Source organism: Planctomicrobium stercoris, from assembly GCF_051465655.1.
Classification (GTDB): Bacteria; Planctomycetota; Planctomycetia; order Planctomycetales; family Planctomycetaceae; genus Planctomicrobium.
Map to the genome: position 1 here is coordinate 145,157 of NZ_CP195791.1, position 14,547 is coordinate 159,703.

12 protein-coding genes are annotated in these 14,547 nt (G+C 56.7%); 5 read left to right on the forward strand and 7 right to left on the reverse strand.

Features of this window, described 5'->3' with window-relative positions; genetic code table 11:
• Nucleotides 1-198: 198 nt before the first annotated feature.
• From SH661x_RS00600 to SH661x_RS00610, 3 genes are all read right to left on the reverse strand, one after another.
• Nucleotides 199-621: a hypothetical protein gene (locus SH661x_RS00600; RefSeq protein ID WP_437226996.1), complete on the reverse strand. Its 423-nt coding sequence runs from the start codon at nt 619-621 to the stop codon at nt 199-201.
• A gap of 511 nt (nt 622-1,132) precedes the next feature.
• Nucleotides 1,133-3,604 carry a heme-binding protein gene (locus SH661x_RS00605; RefSeq protein ID WP_437226998.1) on the reverse strand — a complete coding sequence of 824 codons (2,472 nt, stop codon included), beginning with the start codon at nt 3,602-3,604 and terminating at the stop codon, nt 1,133-1,135.
• Between the two features lie 270 nt (nt 3,605-3,874).
• Nucleotides 3,875-4,165, reverse strand: coding sequence for a hypothetical protein (locus tag SH661x_RS00610; protein ID WP_437227000.1), 291 nt, complete (start codon nt 4,163-4,165; stop codon nt 3,875-3,877).
• A 375-nt stretch (nt 4,166-4,540) separates the two neighbouring features.
• Here SH661x_RS00610 and SH661x_RS00615 point away from each other — a divergent pair, with 375 nt between their 5' ends.
• Nucleotides 4,541-5,452, forward strand: coding sequence for a 3-keto-disaccharide hydrolase (locus SH661x_RS00615; RefSeq protein WP_437227002.1), 912 nt, complete (start codon nt 4,541-4,543; stop codon nt 5,450-5,452).
• A gap of 884 nt (nt 5,453-6,336) precedes the next feature.
• On the opposite strand, the gene SH661x_RS00620 is transcribed toward SH661x_RS00615, so the two are convergent.
• Entirely contained in the window at nt 6,337-7,083 is a 747-nt protein-coding gene (locus tag SH661x_RS00620) for an alpha/beta hydrolase-fold protein (RefSeq protein ID WP_437227004.1), read from the reverse strand.
• A gap of 268 nt (nt 7,084-7,351) precedes the next feature.
• Between SH661x_RS00620 and bfr the strand changes: the two genes are divergently transcribed.
• Nucleotides 7,352-7,843 (forward strand): bacterioferritin, encoded by a 492-nt coding sequence (gene bfr / locus SH661x_RS00625; RefSeq protein WP_437227006.1) that lies wholly within the window; start codon nt 7,352-7,354, stop codon nt 7,841-7,843.
• Nucleotides 7,844-7,939: 96 nt separating this feature from the next.
• On the opposite strand, the gene SH661x_RS00630 is transcribed toward bfr, so the two are convergent.
• Nucleotides 7,940-8,158, reverse strand: coding sequence for a (2Fe-2S)-binding protein (locus tag SH661x_RS00630; RefSeq protein WP_437227008.1), 219 nt, complete (start codon nt 8,156-8,158; stop codon nt 7,940-7,942).
• Between the two features lie 400 nt (nt 8,159-8,558).
• On the opposite strand from SH661x_RS00630, the gene pheA reads away from it, so the two are divergent.
• Nucleotides 8,559-9,725 (forward strand): prephenate dehydratase, encoded by a 1,167-nt coding sequence (gene pheA, locus SH661x_RS00635; protein WP_437227010.1) that lies wholly within the window; start codon nt 8,559-8,561, stop codon nt 9,723-9,725.
• Nucleotides 9,726-9,727: 2 nt separating this feature from the next.
• On the opposite strand, the gene SH661x_RS00640 is transcribed toward pheA, so the two are convergent.
• Nucleotides 9,728-10,231, reverse strand: a complete 504-nt coding sequence (locus tag SH661x_RS00640) for a hypothetical protein (RefSeq protein ID WP_437227012.1) — start codon at nt 10,229-10,231, stop codon at nt 9,728-9,730.
• A gap of 457 nt (nt 10,232-10,688) precedes the next feature.
• On the opposite strand from SH661x_RS00640, the gene SH661x_RS00645 reads away from it, so the two are divergent.
• A complete protein-coding gene (locus SH661x_RS00645) occupies nt 10,689-11,075 on the forward strand; it encodes a thioredoxin family protein (RefSeq protein WP_437227014.1) in 387 nt (128 codons plus the stop codon).
• A gap of 96 nt (nt 11,076-11,171) precedes the next feature.
• Here the strand turns inward: SH661x_RS00645 and SH661x_RS00650 are convergent, their stop codons facing one another.
• Nucleotides 11,172-12,659 carry a leucyl aminopeptidase gene (locus tag SH661x_RS00650; RefSeq protein ID WP_437227016.1) on the reverse strand — a complete coding sequence of 496 codons (1,488 nt, stop codon included), beginning with the start codon at nt 12,657-12,659 and terminating at the stop codon, nt 11,172-11,174.
• Nucleotides 12,660-12,945: 286 nt separating this feature from the next.
• Here SH661x_RS00650 and SH661x_RS00655 point away from each other — a divergent pair, with 286 nt between their 5' ends.
• Complete coding sequence (locus SH661x_RS00655; RefSeq protein WP_437231157.1) at nt 12,946-14,163, forward strand: phosphoglycerate kinase; 1,218 nt, start codon at nt 12,946-12,948, stop codon at nt 14,161-14,163.
• The last annotated feature ends 384 nt before the right edge of the window (nt 14,164-14,547 follow it).

Below are 14,547 nucleotides of genomic sequence, written 5' to 3' on the forward strand. Positions count from 1 at the left end.
ATCGAGCGCGCTGGTCACGAATTCCCCGGGGGAGAACCCTGGGGGTTTGCGACTTCCGCGCTCGAATGCGTTTCGGCCCCAGTTTCAGACAGCGGGGCCAGAGCGGCTCTCACGAAAGTGTGGGGTTCCGGCGGCGATCAACACAGCTTTCGATCGATCAACACTCCCGAATCGCCACCACACTCCCCTGAGACAGGGTTAATCGTGCCAGGTGTCGAGGAATCGCTGTTCGAACACGTTCAGATAGCGGCCGGGAGCATACTGGCCCGGAGTCTCCGCGAGGACGCGAAGCCAGATGCGGTGGCCGGCATAAATCCCTTCAACCGCAACATGGTTTCCAATTTCGTCGCTTTCATCCTGCGGATGAGGCTGCCAGCCTGCCGACTCCACGACGTCAAACAGCTGCAGCAAATCGATCAGTTCGACCACAAAGGTACAGGGAAGACGTTGTCCATCATGCTGGCCGCCGACAATCTCAGTCGGGGAGACGAAGACAGAGATTTCCCAGGTATCCTCTTCGTAAGCGGTATGGCATCCGATTGGTGGCATGTCCTCAATCGGGCACAGACATGTGCACACCTGATCGACGAACTCTTTTAACCATTCCGGCTCAGCTGCCATGACGAGGACCATTTCCGCAGGACTGAAATCCGATTCAGACTGGATAGCGGGTTGTTCATTGACGGATTGAAATATGATCGCTGGCGACTGACGGGACGTCTTCGCGCAGTTCGACCTTCGCAAAACATGACGATATGCATACGGAATGCCATCGGTCACATGAAGCATTCGGCCCACCCCCAGAGGCGGCACAAGCGCCCGCGATTTGCCGAAAGAATATCGCAGAAATTTTCTTGCCGAATGTGACGGCATGTCGCCATTCGACACCATTTCTGTATCGATCCCTGAACAGTCGGCAACAGAACGTGTCTTGAATTCTTGACACTGCAGATCGAGGGGCGGATCACTGATCGGCGAATGACTGCCGAGGGAGATCACGCAGCACTGCTGTTTTTCTGCCGTTTTGATGGAATGCGGCCGCGGAAATATCAAAACCCATGCCGAAAAGTGGCAGTCCGGCCGGGAAACTTCGTCCATACTCCGCCCGTCGTTGACACTTTGACGTCCGCATTCACTCCAAGGTCTTCCCACCGGTCCGGAGATACGCAATCAGATCCAGAATCTCGTCCCGAGTCAGAGTGTTGAGCAGCCCCTGCGGCATTGGAGAGATGCTGGAGCTTTTTGAATCCACGATCTGGTCCCGGGGAATATTGACGGACTTCCCGGTTAACGGATCGATCTCAACTCCGATCATTTCCTTGCTCACGAGTGTCGTCCTGCCGGAAATGACCCTGCCATCTTCAAGCTGATAGATGGAGTTGTGGTATTTAGGGTCGATCTCTTTTGAGGGATCCAGGATGGATTCAAGAAGTGTCCGGCCATCAAATCGTTTGCCTACACTGGTCAGGTCCGGCCCCACCTGGCCTCCCCGGTCTCCCAACTTGTGGCATCGAAGACAGATCGCTGCTCCCAGAGCAGCCCGTCCCGCTTCCACAGAACGGTCCTGCGGCCGCAGCATCGCGACGTCCCCTTCCAGATCCTCCATCGTCCAGGCCCGGACGAGCGGCCGGTCAGGCAGATGAGTCTCTTGATCTTCAGCGACAGGTTCGGAAATTTTCACCAGCAGCGGAGCGAATTGCTCCCGTTCACTCGAAGAGAGATTCGCTTCAATCTGCTCGCGGTAGGCCTGCAGTGCCGTTTTGACGAGTTTCCCTCCGGGAAGCTGACGATGATTCACCAACCAGTTCAGCAGCTGTTCCCGCTGGGGAGGTGTCCATCCCTGTTCGATCTGAGTTAACGTCTTCACAAACTGGATCTGTTCTTCCTGCGTCCCCGCTTCTTCCATGAGAGTGAGAGTTCGTTCGATCGCTTCCGGGGACTTCAGTGCGACCAGGATCTCACTGAGCAGCCAGTTGACTGCAAAGCTCTCCTGCCTGGGAAGCTGATGAAGCTTTCGAAGCAGACCCGGCTTGACTGCGTCATCCACCGGTCCCTGACGAATGAGCGACAGTTGGACCGTCCGCAGTCCGCAAATCAACTCTTCGGGAGTCGCCTTGGTCCAGTCCCATTCTTTCAGACCCTTGAGGACGATCTTCTGATCAGCGGCTTCTCCCAGACGAGCCAGTGCCATCAGGGCAGTGTGACGCTCCGGGGAGTCCGCAGCGGTGGCGACCCGTTTTCGCCAACTGTCGACAGGTTGATTCTCCAGGGCGACTCTCGCTGCGAAACGTAACCAGACGTCCTCGCTTCCCAGCTGTGACCAGATGAATTCGAGTTGCGAGAAATCCTCCGCCACATGCAGGGCCTCCAACTGCCGTCTCGTCTGTCGAGCAGCTGCAGACTCTTCATACGTCACGTTTGATTCAGTCGTTCCCAGGTTGAGGGGAGCAACCTTGTCAGGTTCCGGGCACGTAATTCGATATAGTCCGGATTGCGAGCCGCGCCCCCCGGTAATGAAGTAGAGTGCGCCGTCGGGTCCGAATGCCATGTCGCACACATTGAGAGGACTTCCCTCGACGAACACGGTCGACTCTCCCGTGTAAGACGCCCCCTGAGGGTTGAGCTGAATCAGCAGAATCCGGCCGTTCTGCCAGTCGGCAGCGTACAGGGCTTCTCGATACTGCTGCGGCCAGTTGCTGGTCGTTCCGAAAGTTAATCCGGTCGGGGAGCCCAGTCCGGTGTCGAGATTCGAGGGGAGGCTGTCGGGATACCATGCAGGCCACTTGCCGGTTCCCCATCGCCAGCCATATTCACCTCCAGAGACAACATGATTGATCCGCGTGGGGCGGTACCACGGGAGTCCAACGTCCCATTCCATATCTGCATCCCAGGTGAACATCTCACCGTCCGGATGAAACGCCACATCCACCTGGTTTCGCAATCCCCCTGCGAGGATCGTCCGGGATCCCCCATCGGGATCCATGCGGAGGATGTACCCGACCCGGTCATCCTGCCCCTGATCTTTCGGACTTGGAAGCAGCCAATCATTCTGCAGACCGCGATAGGGTGACTTCGGATCGGACTCGGCGGGAAATGCGACGTCGTTTCCGATCACGGCATAGATCATGCCGTCCGGTCCGAGAGTGAGTTGATTGGCCCCGTGTCCGTAGCGGCTGTTGTACACGAGGGGCACGATGAGTTCGGGTTCGTCGTACACACCATCGGCGTTGGTGTCGCGCAGCCGGTAAACTCCTTCACCGTCCGTGGCGACTGCGTAAATGGAGTCGAACGCATACAGGACGCCACGGCAGTGCTTCAATGTTTCCGTCCCTGGCAGCTTCTCGAACGTCGACTCTTCGGGAGACGAACCCAGCGTGATTCGCGCCAACCCCGCAACATCTTCACCGACGATGATCCGTCCCTGATCATCAAAGGTCATGCTGATCCAGGAACCTTCCTCAGGTTGAGCGGACCGCAGCAACTCAATGCGAAACCCTGCAGGGACTCGAATCGATGACGGTGAAGTCGCACTCCGTTCGGCACTCTGTGACTGGTCTGCAAGAAGAATGAAGAGGAACAGCCAGCCTGCGATGAAATTTCGCATTCATGTTTCCTTCGGCAAGTGCAGGTCCAGGACGGACCTGCTGTCGGCGAGATCATTTCACATCCAGTGTGGCATTCTGTCTCACAGAAGCACAGCATCCGAACGCAAGATCCCGTTCGGATGCCCCCACACTCCAGAGGCAGGGACCATGATGGAGGAAACAACCGACAATAGAAAAGGGAAGCGGGACGAGAATGTCACCGCTTCCCTGTTTTGATCTCTTCTTCGGCTCCCGAGCGATCGAGTCTCTCGGTCAACAACACCCGTCCATTACTCCATGGGGAACAGCGTGGGCGGAGCTGGAGTCGGCAGCGGCTCCTGGAATGAGGGAGCGGGGGGATAGGTCTCGATCCGGGGGAGCGGTTGAGGCGCCTGCACGTACGCCGGGTTACTGGTCTCCTGCATTCCATCGGCATACGAATAGTTCAACTCTTCGCTGGTGGCCTGGGCGGCTGCTGCAGTGTTCGGTCGCCAGTAAGTCCAGGGGGCATATTTCGAACTGGATTTGCAACCGGTGAACGTGGTCAGAACGATGAGTGCGAGTAGAGAAAAACGAATCACGAAACAGCTCCTGCTGCTCTCGGCGAAATGAATGAGAATCCGGAACCGGTCACCGGACGTGATGATGTTGTCCGGGTTGCCGATCCAGTGGAATTGCCAATGTGAATCGGCAGGTTTCGCTTTTCGTTTTTGAAAAATCCCCCAGTTCGGCGATTTTTGCCCGACCTCTTCTCCAATCTGCAGCCTGGACGTGATTGTGCAGGCTGCAACGAGTCACCGCAGGACTCAACATCACTTCGCAGGCAAGGTGAGATGAATGGCCAGATGACCTGCCGGAAAAACGGGTGCGGCAAGATGTGCAGCCTGTACGGAACGCATTAAGATGCCGACATGGGTTTGATTCACGTTGGAATGCAGTAAGAAGGGGATAGACAGATGGTTCGTCGATTCATGTTGACGTGGCTTCCATGCCTGATGCTGGGAACTTGTGCTTGCGCTGCCGATGCCAACAATCCCGCGTACTCAACAGTAGAAGAGGCCAAGGTTGATCCTGATTTTGAACTGCAGGGAGAATACGCAGGGGATCACTCCGGAGTGCAGGTGATTGCACTCGGGGGACACAAATTCCAGGTGGTCAAATTCCAAGGCGGACTCCCCGGGGCCGGCTGGGATGGCTCAGACAAAGTGACTGCCGAAGGAACGTGGGATGAAGTGAAAGGTCATCTTGAAGGGCTCAAGAAAGTTGATCGCAAGAGTCCCACGCTGGGCCTGAAAGCTCCGGAAGGTGCCGTTGTCCTTTTCGATGGAACACCGGAGAGTTTGAAGAAGCATTGGAAAGAAGGAGCGAAGATCACCGAAGATGGTCTGCTCCAGCAGGGTGTCACGAGTAACGACGAGTTCGGCGACTTCACAGCGCATGTTGAGTTCCTTCTTCCGTACATGCCCAAGGCGCGCGGACAGGGACGAGGCAACAGCGGACTGTATCTGCAAGGTCGTTACGAAGTGCAGATGCTCGACTCATTCGGACTCAAAGGAGAGGACAATGAGTGCGGTGGGATCTACAAGGCAGCAGCTCCGAGCATCAACATGTGCTTCCCTCCGTTGGCCTGGCAAACCTACGATATCGACTTCACAGCGGCAAAATTTGACGATCAGGGCAAAAAAATTTCCAACGCTCGAACGACGGTGAAACACAACGGCGTGACCATCCATGACGATCTGGAACTTCCAGAAGGAACACCCGGCGGTCCGGTTCATACAGAAGGCCCGAAGCCGGGTCCGTTGTTCCTGCAGGACCATTCCAATCCGGTCCGCTATCGCAACATCTGGGTCCTGCCCAAGTCCTGAGAATGAGTGAACCGCATCGCTGAATGCGACATCTGCTTCAGTGAACGTGACGTGTCCATCAACGAAGGGTCGAGACAAACAGAAGCCGTTTGGCTGCGGAAATTCCGCGGTCAAACGGCTTCTTCCGTTTTAGAACGACTCGTTGAGATGACTTGAATTCAAGGAACTGTCAAGTCTGGAGCACAGGCATCCTCAGCAACTGTCAGCGACTGGGAGTCATCGAACTGACCCGCTGGGAGATGCTCCAATTCGTACCACGTTGAAGTCGCTTTGAAGCTTCAAAGAACGTTGCGTGAGAGGCGTTGTTGTGCGCGCGTGCATCGCTGAGGGAGTCGTTGAGAGAATCAATCTGTCACGGCTGACTGTCTCGCAATTGATAAAAAAAATCGGGCATGTCGTCGTTTCGATGGAAATTTGGGTTGCATCTACCGACCGTTTTCGTACTATTTGCCGCAAGTCATTGCTGGAGCAACAACTCAACGGATCGAATCAAATTGAATCGCGATTCGATGAGACAAGTGAGACCAGCAACGATTCACCATGGTTGGTGAATTGGAATGGAATCGAAGTGTGGAAGTCTCTGACCCTTTTGCCCGGTAGCATCGGACAGAACTCCACGAACAAGTGACTCTTGGTAAGGAGGAGTTTCCAGTGGCTAAGAAAAAAGCAGCTAAGAAGGCAGTGAAGAAGGCAGCACCGAAGAAGGCAGCACCAAAGAAGAAGGCTGCTCCGAAGAAGAAGGCAACCAAGAAGAAGGCGTAATGCCTCTCTCGTGTTGCAATGCATTCTGCGGGCAAGCTGGTCCCTTTCCAGCTTGCCCGTTTTTCTTTGAAGAGGGGTCAGCTTTCAGCGATCAGCTTTCAGAAAGAAAGATGACTCGCGTCTCAGCGGTTTGCTCGAGACTCTTCACTTTGATCTCTGGACGACTGCAATGCGTCCGCCAGGAACGAGACCGCCCGCTCCGCCATCGTGTTGAAGTACGGCCAGCCATGACCTCCAAGTGAGGTCTTCAGGTCGCTTGTGAACGGCACTCCCGATGACATCAGCTTGCTCGCCAGTCGTTCGCTCCCAGCGTGCCACGTGTGATCCTGAGGGTCGCTGCAGAAGAACTGATGCTTCGGCCAGTTGAGCGGATGCAGGTGTAACACCGCCGTCTCCTGCCGGGCCGCTTCCGCATCCGGAAAGATCTCTTCGACGCCGAATCCCTTCCCGTGAATGCGATCGAAATCAATCGCCGGGGAGAGAGCAGCCACCACCGGAAACTGCCTCGCATGCCGATAGGCGAGATTCAGGACCCCCTGCCCCCCCATGCTGACTCCCAGCAAGCCGATCTGAGGCACAGCGACCTTCCACGCCTCCTCGATCCATCGGGTGACGTCTTCAAGGATGTAGTTCAGCGGGGTCTGCTTGGAATCGAATTGCGGACACACCGTGTCGAGCCACCAGCATCGCCCCCCCTGAGGGCAGACAACGGGCAACCGATGCTCCTTGAAGAGACGAGTAAAGATCTCGTTCTCGCGCAGCGACTCGCCGCTGTACCCGTGCAGGTAGATCAGTGCGCCGGCAAACGGCTCCGCGCCCGGGACGAACACGTCCGCCTGCCTTCCGGAAATCTCGACCTGTTTCCACATACCACACTCTCTCGGAAGAAGTCAGCTGTCAGCATATCGGAAATGGATCCACAATCGGTTCTGATCGCTGAAAGCTTTGAGCTGATTGCTGGCCATGACATCGAGTTTCAATCGCGTCGTTTCTGGTCTCTCTGGCGAGAAGCTGCGGGACGGTGTGTCAATTCCTCGCAATTGCTGCGAATGGCTCGTTCGCCAGTAGAAGTGAATTCCCCTTCTGTCCTAGAATCGGCGCTTTCTGGAATCGCAGTTTACCGTGGAGAAGAGGATCATGAAGGGTAGCCAGCGCGTCATTGATGCATTGAATGCCGGTCTGACAATCGAATTGACCGCCATCAACCAGTATTTCGTTCAGGCCAAGATGTGCCAGAACTGGGGCCTGATGCGGCTGGGGAAGCATCACTACGCTGAGTCGATCGATGAAATGAAGCACGCAGAAATGCTCATCGACCGGATCATCTTCCTGGACGGGGTTCCGGAAATCGCCCGATACGACGTGATCCGGGTCGGCGAAACCGTCAAGGAGCAGCTGGAAAATGCACTCGCTCTGGAAACGAACGCCAGCCGCACCTACAACGCCGGCGCAGAGATCTGCCGCGACGAGAAGGATGCTGCCAGCCGGGAAATCATGGAGCAGATCATTCGCGAATCTGAAGAGAGCATCGACTGGCTGGAAGCCCAGCTGGACCTGATCTCGAAGATCGGAATTGAGAATTACATGCTCTCGCAGATCGGCACCGACGCAGACGGCGGCGGTCACTGATGCGACAAGGGAGGCACGTGCTTTCGTGCCATTGGTTCGAGGTTGAAGGTTTCAAGTCGGAAGCGACTGAAGCCTTCAACCGATCCCCCTGAAACCCTATTCCTGGGTCATGCACTGCTGCGACTGTCGCTTCGCGTCGATGAAGCACTGAATCCGGCGGCGGCAGCCCATGCAGCCTCCTCCGGCTCCGCACGCTTCCCGAACGTCCCGGACGTTCGTCGCACCATGCATGACGATGCAGTTTTCCACTGTCGAAGCCGAAACGCGGAAGCAGTGGCAGAGAACCTGATCAGCTTGAAGGATCGGTGGGGCCATTTGCGGGGGCGGGTCGTGAAGTAGGACGAAGAGGCGGGTTAATGCTCCTGAGACTCAATCTCACTTGCAGAAGTCTATTCGACCGCAACTACGATCGTCAATCAGGAAATCCGTCGGAATTCGGACTCCCCCTCAACTCTTGTCCTGATTTCGGGCTTTTATCGCATCAGCCGTTTTTAATTTATATCCAGCAGGGGAAGGTGCCCACCCGCCCGCTCCTTGACAAATGGACACGCCACGGCTAAAAAGCCATTCCAAAGCATTGTGGGGACACGATTTAACGAAAGACATGCCCCCAATTTTCCAGACCGGATCCCTCGGGCCCACGGCGGGGGTTCACGGTTTATCTCACGGCAACGACTTCTCCGAGGACTGCTCTTTTCGCGAAAGACATCGAGTCATGGCCAAGAAGAAGCCTACCCGCGCCGTTCGTACCAGTGCTCGTGCTGAGCGAAAAGCCAAGCCGGTGGCTGCACCGAAAGCCGTGGCCCGCAAAAAGCCGAGCGTCCAGTCCCCCAATCGTATCAAATCCATCGACAAACAGCTGATTCAGTTGTTGAATCAGCGGATCAAATTAACCGTCGAACAGCTGCAATCGACAGTGGATCGCCAGGATGTCTGGTTTGATCCCAAGATCGAACAGGAGCTGTGGGAAGAGCTGGACCAGTCCAATCAAGGACCTCTTTCCCGCGAAATTCTTCGCAGCATCTTCCGCGAGATGCTCTGTGCAGCTCGCATTCAGGTGAAGACCGTCCGGGTCGCCTACCTCGGCCCTCCGTTCAGCTTTACGCATCTGGCAGCACTGGAGCAGTTTGGAAAGACCGCCGATCTGGTCCCTGTCAGTTCCATCGCCGCTGTCTTTGAAGAAGTGAATAAAGGCCATGCGGAATTCGGGATTGTTCCGATCGAGAACAGCACCGATGGCCGCATCGTCGACACGCTCGACATGTTCACCCGGCTGCCGCTCCGCATCTGCGGTGAAGTGCAGATGTCGATTCATCACAACCTGCTCTCCCGGTCGCCGCGCAGCGAAATTACCGAGATTTACAGCAAGCCCCAAGCGCTCTCGCAGTGCCGCGACTGGCTGACGCGGAACATGCCGCAGGCCAAGATTTACGACGTCACCAGCACATCCACGGCAGCCAAGCTGGCGGAGACCAAGCCCGGTGTCGGAGCCATTGCCAGCCGCGAGGCCGCGGTGCAGTATGGCCTGAACATTGTTGCTGAGAACATCGAAGACAACGCTCACAACGTCACACGATTTGCCATCATCGGCGATCATGACACGCAGCAGACCGGCAGCGACCGCACCGCGCTGCTCCTGCAGATCCCGCACACTCCCGGGTCCCTGTCCGAAGCGCTCACCGCCTTCAAGAACAACAAGATCAATCTGACCTGGATTGAATCGTTCCCGCTGCGAGGCCCGGAAACCGGCTATCTGTTCTTCCTGGATTTCGAAGGGCATCTGAAAGAGCCCCGCATCAAGAAGGCGCTGCAAATTCTTGAGAAGAAGGCGGTCCGAATGGAGGTCCTGGGATCGTATCCCCGCAGCGAGCCGATGGCCTGAGGTCAGGGGTTGAAGGTTGATGGTTGAGGCGTTGAGGGTTGTTCTTCAGCCTTCTCGCTGAGTCGCTTCATCCATTCCTTGACTGAATGCGACACCGACGAGTGCCGTTGCGGTTGCTCCGGGAGGCGCTGTACGAGGTGGATCTCCAGCACTTCATAGTTTGCCAGGGGAACATGCTGTTCCGCGAGTCGGGCAAGTTCAAGTGCGCGTTGTTCGGCTTTGGCCTTGTCGGCCTCGGGGTTGAAGTCCTCATCAGGCATCTGCAGAACAATCCGCAGGACGTGAGGATTCCCTTCCTGGTGGCTTTTATGCCTGCCGCCAATGACGCTGGGCCGCGAGCCTGGATACGCTGCCGCGATGGCATTCTGCAGCGGGCGAAACGGACGGGTGTAGAGCTCCCAGTACAGCCAGAGTGCTCCGACCATCAGCAGGCCGAAACAGAACATCCCCAGGACCGTTCTGCGGCCGGAGCTCGACTCACCTGCGGATTCACCTTGATCTGACACGTTGTCTCCCGCCGTTCTCGATTCCCAACGTCCGGTTCACTCTCGTTGATTCCGGTTGTCTCTTCAAGCAGAGCAGCCGTCGCCCCCATCCTGGAAGCCCTTCAATTTCGTATCGACCGATCCTGAATTTCCGAGCAAATGGAAGTCGCCACGGAGTCACCGAGACACGGAGAATTTCGAAAAGCTTTCAATGAATGAATCGAGATGATCAATCGACAATTCGCCAGCGATCCCACTGCGCACAATTCACAGGTCGACTCGAATTGATCCTGTCTTTCAAATTCTCTCGGTGTCTCCGTGCCTGCGTGGTGACTTGCCCGGACCTTTTTGACGGTCACACACGAACTGTATGTGCTACATCCGACAGCTTCGTCACAACCAGATCATGCAGTTGCAGCTGATGGCGGGCAATCGTTCTGCCAGCGTGATTCACGACCTACATTTGCGAGGAGGAATCATGAAATATCTCAACGCACTCGGAGCCCTGTTACTGGCGATGGTCCTGCCTTTCGCACTGCAGGACAGGACCGCCCCTCCGGACGATCCGTGGTTTCAATCCTCAGTCGCGCGTCATCCGCGGCCTGTGCTCGTCAAGTTCGGCGCGGACTGGTGCCCGCCCTGCCGTCACATGGAAGGAGTGCTCGACCGTGCGGAGGGACGTCTGGCGGGGAAAGTGAAAATTGTCCGCATCGATGTGGATGAGAAACCGGAGATTGCTCAGCACTACGGCGTCAGCGGGATCCCGCGAGTCATGCTGTTTCAGGATGGAAAGGTTGTCGCTTCACACGGCGGGTTCGGCGACGTCGATCAGCTCCAGGAGTGGGTGAATCGTTACACGCGATAACCGGCGAGCGAGAGACGTCAGTCTTCCGATAGTACGTCGAACGATGATCATCGAATCGGGAGACTGACGTCTCCCGCTCGCCGAAATCGGATGTGTCTACTTTGAAAACTCTTCGGCGACCGCCACGAGAGTTCGCAGCGAGGACCCGGTGGCTCCTGCATCGCGATACGGTTTGGCAGCGTCGGCGAAGCTCGGCCCGGCGATGTCCAGATGAACCCAGGGGATGTCATCCACGAATCGCTCCAGGAACTTCGCAGCTGTGATCGCTCCGCCCCACTTCGTGCCGACATTCTTGATATCCGCGAAGTCGCACTTGAGCTGTTCTGCGAAACTCTCATGCATCGGCAGCTGCCAGACATGTTCGCCCGCGTTGCGTGCGGCCTTCAGCACCTCATCACACCAACCCTGATCGTTGGTGAACGCACCGGCAATGTCGGTTCCCAGTGCGACGACGCACGAGCCGGTTAAGGTCGCCAGGTCGATCATTCGGGCCGGCTTCTGCTCAGCGGCGTAGGAGAGGACGTCCGCGAGGACGAGCCGACCTTCCGCATCGGTATTGTGCACTTCGATGGTGACCCCGTTTCGCGCTGTGAGAATTTCTCCCAGCTTGTAGGAGTGTGGCCCGACCATGTTTTCCACCAGACCCATGAGTCCGATGACGTTGACAGGAATCTTCAGTTTCGCGATGGCGACCATGGCCCCCAGCACGGTCGCGGCTCCAGCCATATCGGCTTTCATGGCGATCATGCTGTCGCTGGGCTTCAGGGACAGTCCGCCGCTGTCGTAGGTAACTCCCTTTCCGCACAGGGCGAGCGTGGGGGCTCCGGCTCCGCCCCCTTCGTACTTCAAAATCACGACGCGAGGCTCATGAACGCTTCCGCGAGCAACCGCCAGCAGCGACCCCATGCGTTCCTGTTCCAGTCGCTTCTGGTCGAAGATTTCGCACTTGAGTCCGACAGTCTTTGCTTCCGCTTCTGCCCGGGTGGCGAAGGTGGCTGGGACGATCTCTTCGGGATGACGGTTCACCAGTTCACGGGTCAGGTTGATGGCCTCTCCGAGAATGCGTCCCCGCGCAAGTGCGTCCTCCCCCTTCTCCTTTGTCACGACAGCGATCTGCTTGAAGGGAAACCGTTCCGGAGTCGCTTTGTAGATCCCCTGACCGGAAGAGCCGACGACCGCAGCGCAGACGGCTGTGGAAATCGTCTTGTCAGCGGGCGAGAGGTTGGCAATCTCGGCGGGAATTGCGATGGCGATGGAGCCATTGGGAGAACCGGCAGCTTTGCGAACCGCTGCCAGCAGAGAGTTCTCCCAGTTCTGGAATCCCTGTTTCGCGGGGTCACCCAGGCCGAGAATGAGAACCCGTTCTGCCTGAATCCCGGGGGCGACAGGCAGGAAGGTGACCTCGCCGGGCTTGGCTTTGATGTCCCCACGCTGTCGCAACTGTGCAATCACACCTCCCAGCGACTTGTCGAGAGCCTGAACTTCGCTGGACAGATCAGCACATTCGCTGACTCCGACGACCAGCCAGTCGGTTTTGACCTCGGACAGGGGGGCATTGACGATCAGCAGTTCAGGAACATCCATGATGACACTTCAGGCTTGAATGGGCGGGCGGGTTTTCTCTCCGGACGGTGTTAATCAATAACTCAGCGGGCTCGCTCCTGACAACCCACCCGAAAACACTGCGGATCCTTGGCAGCCTGAGGATGGTTCCATAGGATCAGCGGGAGAAAATCGAAAGAAACCTGCCGGTCAGATGGAAGAAGTCTGCGGCTGGATCGCACGCACTCGCGCGATTGCCGTTCCCGAATGGTACGAAACGGCTTCTGAATCGAATCGGAACTTTACAGACGTTGAAGGAAGTGTGGAAATGGCGAAGAAATCCATTGCGGATGTGGATGTCAAAGGAAAAAAAGTCCTGATGCGGGTGGACTTCAACGTTCCGCTGGATGATCAGCAGCAGATCACCGATGACCGACGGATCGAGATGGCGCTGCCGTCCATCGAATCTGTCTTGAAGCGCGGCGGCAGCGTGATTCTCATGAGTCACCTCGGCCGACCCGACGGAAAAGCGGTCCCCACCATGAGCCTGAAGCCGGCTGCCGAGAGACTCGCGAAACTCCTGAATCAGCCTGTGGCCTTCGCAACGGACACTGTCGGTCCGGACGCGGAAGCCAAGGTCCAGGCTCTTCAGCCCGGCGGGGTGGTTGTGCTGGAGAATGTCCGTTTTCATCCTGAAGAAGAACTCAAGGATGAGAAGGCGACTCCGGAGCAGCTCGCTGCCAAGAAGGAATTCGCAGCAAAACTGGCGGCTTTCGGCGATATCTACTGCAATGACGCCTTCGGCACCTGCCATCGTCCGCACGTGAGCATGTATTCCGTGCCGCAGAACATGGGGGACAAGCCGAAGGTCTGCGGGTTCCTCGTCGAACGGGAAATCCAGTACCTCAGCGACACCATTGCAGCTCCGCAGCGTCCGTTCGTGGCGATCCTTGGCGGGGCGAAAGTCTCGGACAAGATCAAGGTCATCAAGAACCTGCTGACCGTCTGCGACAAGGTGCTGATCGGCGGAGCGATGGCCTACACGTTCTCTCTCGCTCAAGGTGGAAAAGTGGGAGACAGTCTGGTCGAGCGCGATAAGGTCGATCTGGCAAAGGAACTCATCACCAGCGGCGGAGAGAAACTGGTTCTGCCCGTCGACACTCATTGCGGCGACGCCTTTAAAGGGGACTGCAACAAGAAGGTGGTTTCCGCTGGAGAGATTCCAGACGGGTTTGAAGGCCTGGACATCGGTCCCAAGACCGCCGAGAACTATGCCCGGATCGTCTCAACCGCCGGCACCGTGATCTGGAACGGTCCAATGGGGGTCTTTGAAATGCCGCCGTTTGACGCGGGAACCAAAGCGGTAGCGCAGGCCATCGCTGATTCGGAAGCGGTCAGCATTATTGGCGGTGGAGACAGTGCAGCCGCGATTCAGCAGCTCGGATTCGCAGATCAGGTCACGCACGTCAGCACTGGAGGCGGAGCAAGTCTGGAAATGCTGGAAGGGAAGAAATTCGCCCCTGTCGAAATTCTCGATAACGCCTGATTCTTCAACGGCTTATGCCAGCTTTCACTGTTGAAAGCTGGCATTGCCGGAAGTTCGATGCGTTCGGTTCAGGCGATGAGGGCCTGCCTTCGGGTCTTGAATTCGCTGTCGAAGATCTAAAGAAGACCTGTTTTTCGAAAAGTTGAGAACCTATCATTCCTGTGGGCTGCGGAGTCACAGATTCCGCTGAGAGTAAGAATTGAAGGACAAAGCCGCGTAATCACGCTCGAAAATCGAGCTTCAATCGAGTTTTGTTCCCCCGGCTCCAAAAGTTGTTGAAAGATTGACTCACCGCGTTTCGACATCACGGATGCGCGATTCGCGGTGTTTTCGTTCTCTCCCCCCGTACGCGATCCCGCCAGCACCTGACCTGCTCGATCCTCA

Bases quoted from the DNA above. Each gene is read 5' to 3' on its own strand.
- pheA (WP_437227010.1), top strand. From the start codon at position 8,559: ATGGCCAAGAAGAAGCCTACCCGCGCCGTTCGTACCAGTGCTCGTGCT.
- bfr (WP_437227006.1), top strand. From the start codon at position 7,352: ATGAAGGGTAGCCAGCGCGTCATTGATGCATTGAATGCCGGTCTGACA.
- SH661x_RS00615 (WP_437227002.1), top strand. From the start codon at position 4,541: ATGGTTCGTCGATTCATGTTGACGTGGCTTCCATGCCTGATGCTGGGA.
- SH661x_RS00600 (WP_437226996.1), bottom strand. From the start codon at position 621: ATGGCAGCTGAGCCGGAATGGTTAAAAGAGTTCGTCGATCAGGTGTGC.
- SH661x_RS00655 (WP_437231157.1), top strand. From the start codon at position 12,946: ATGGCGAAGAAATCCATTGCGGATGTGGATGTCAAAGGAAAAAAAGTC.
- SH661x_RS00620 (WP_437227004.1), bottom strand. From the start codon at position 7,083: ATGTGGAAACAGGTCGAGATTTCCGGAAGGCAGGCGGACGTGTTCGTC.
- SH661x_RS00645 (WP_437227014.1), top strand. From the start codon at position 10,689: ATGAAATATCTCAACGCACTCGGAGCCCTGTTACTGGCGATGGTCCTG.
- SH661x_RS00630 (WP_437227008.1), bottom strand. From the start codon at position 8,158: ATGGCCCCACCGATCCTTCAAGCTGATCAGGTTCTCTGCCACTGCTTC.
- SH661x_RS00650 (WP_437227016.1), bottom strand. From the start codon at position 12,659: ATGGATGTTCCTGAACTGCTGATCGTCAATGCCCCCCTGTCCGAGGTC.
- SH661x_RS00605 (WP_437226998.1), bottom strand. From the start codon at position 3,604: ATGCGAAATTTCATCGCAGGCTGGCTGTTCCTCTTCATTCTTCTTGCA.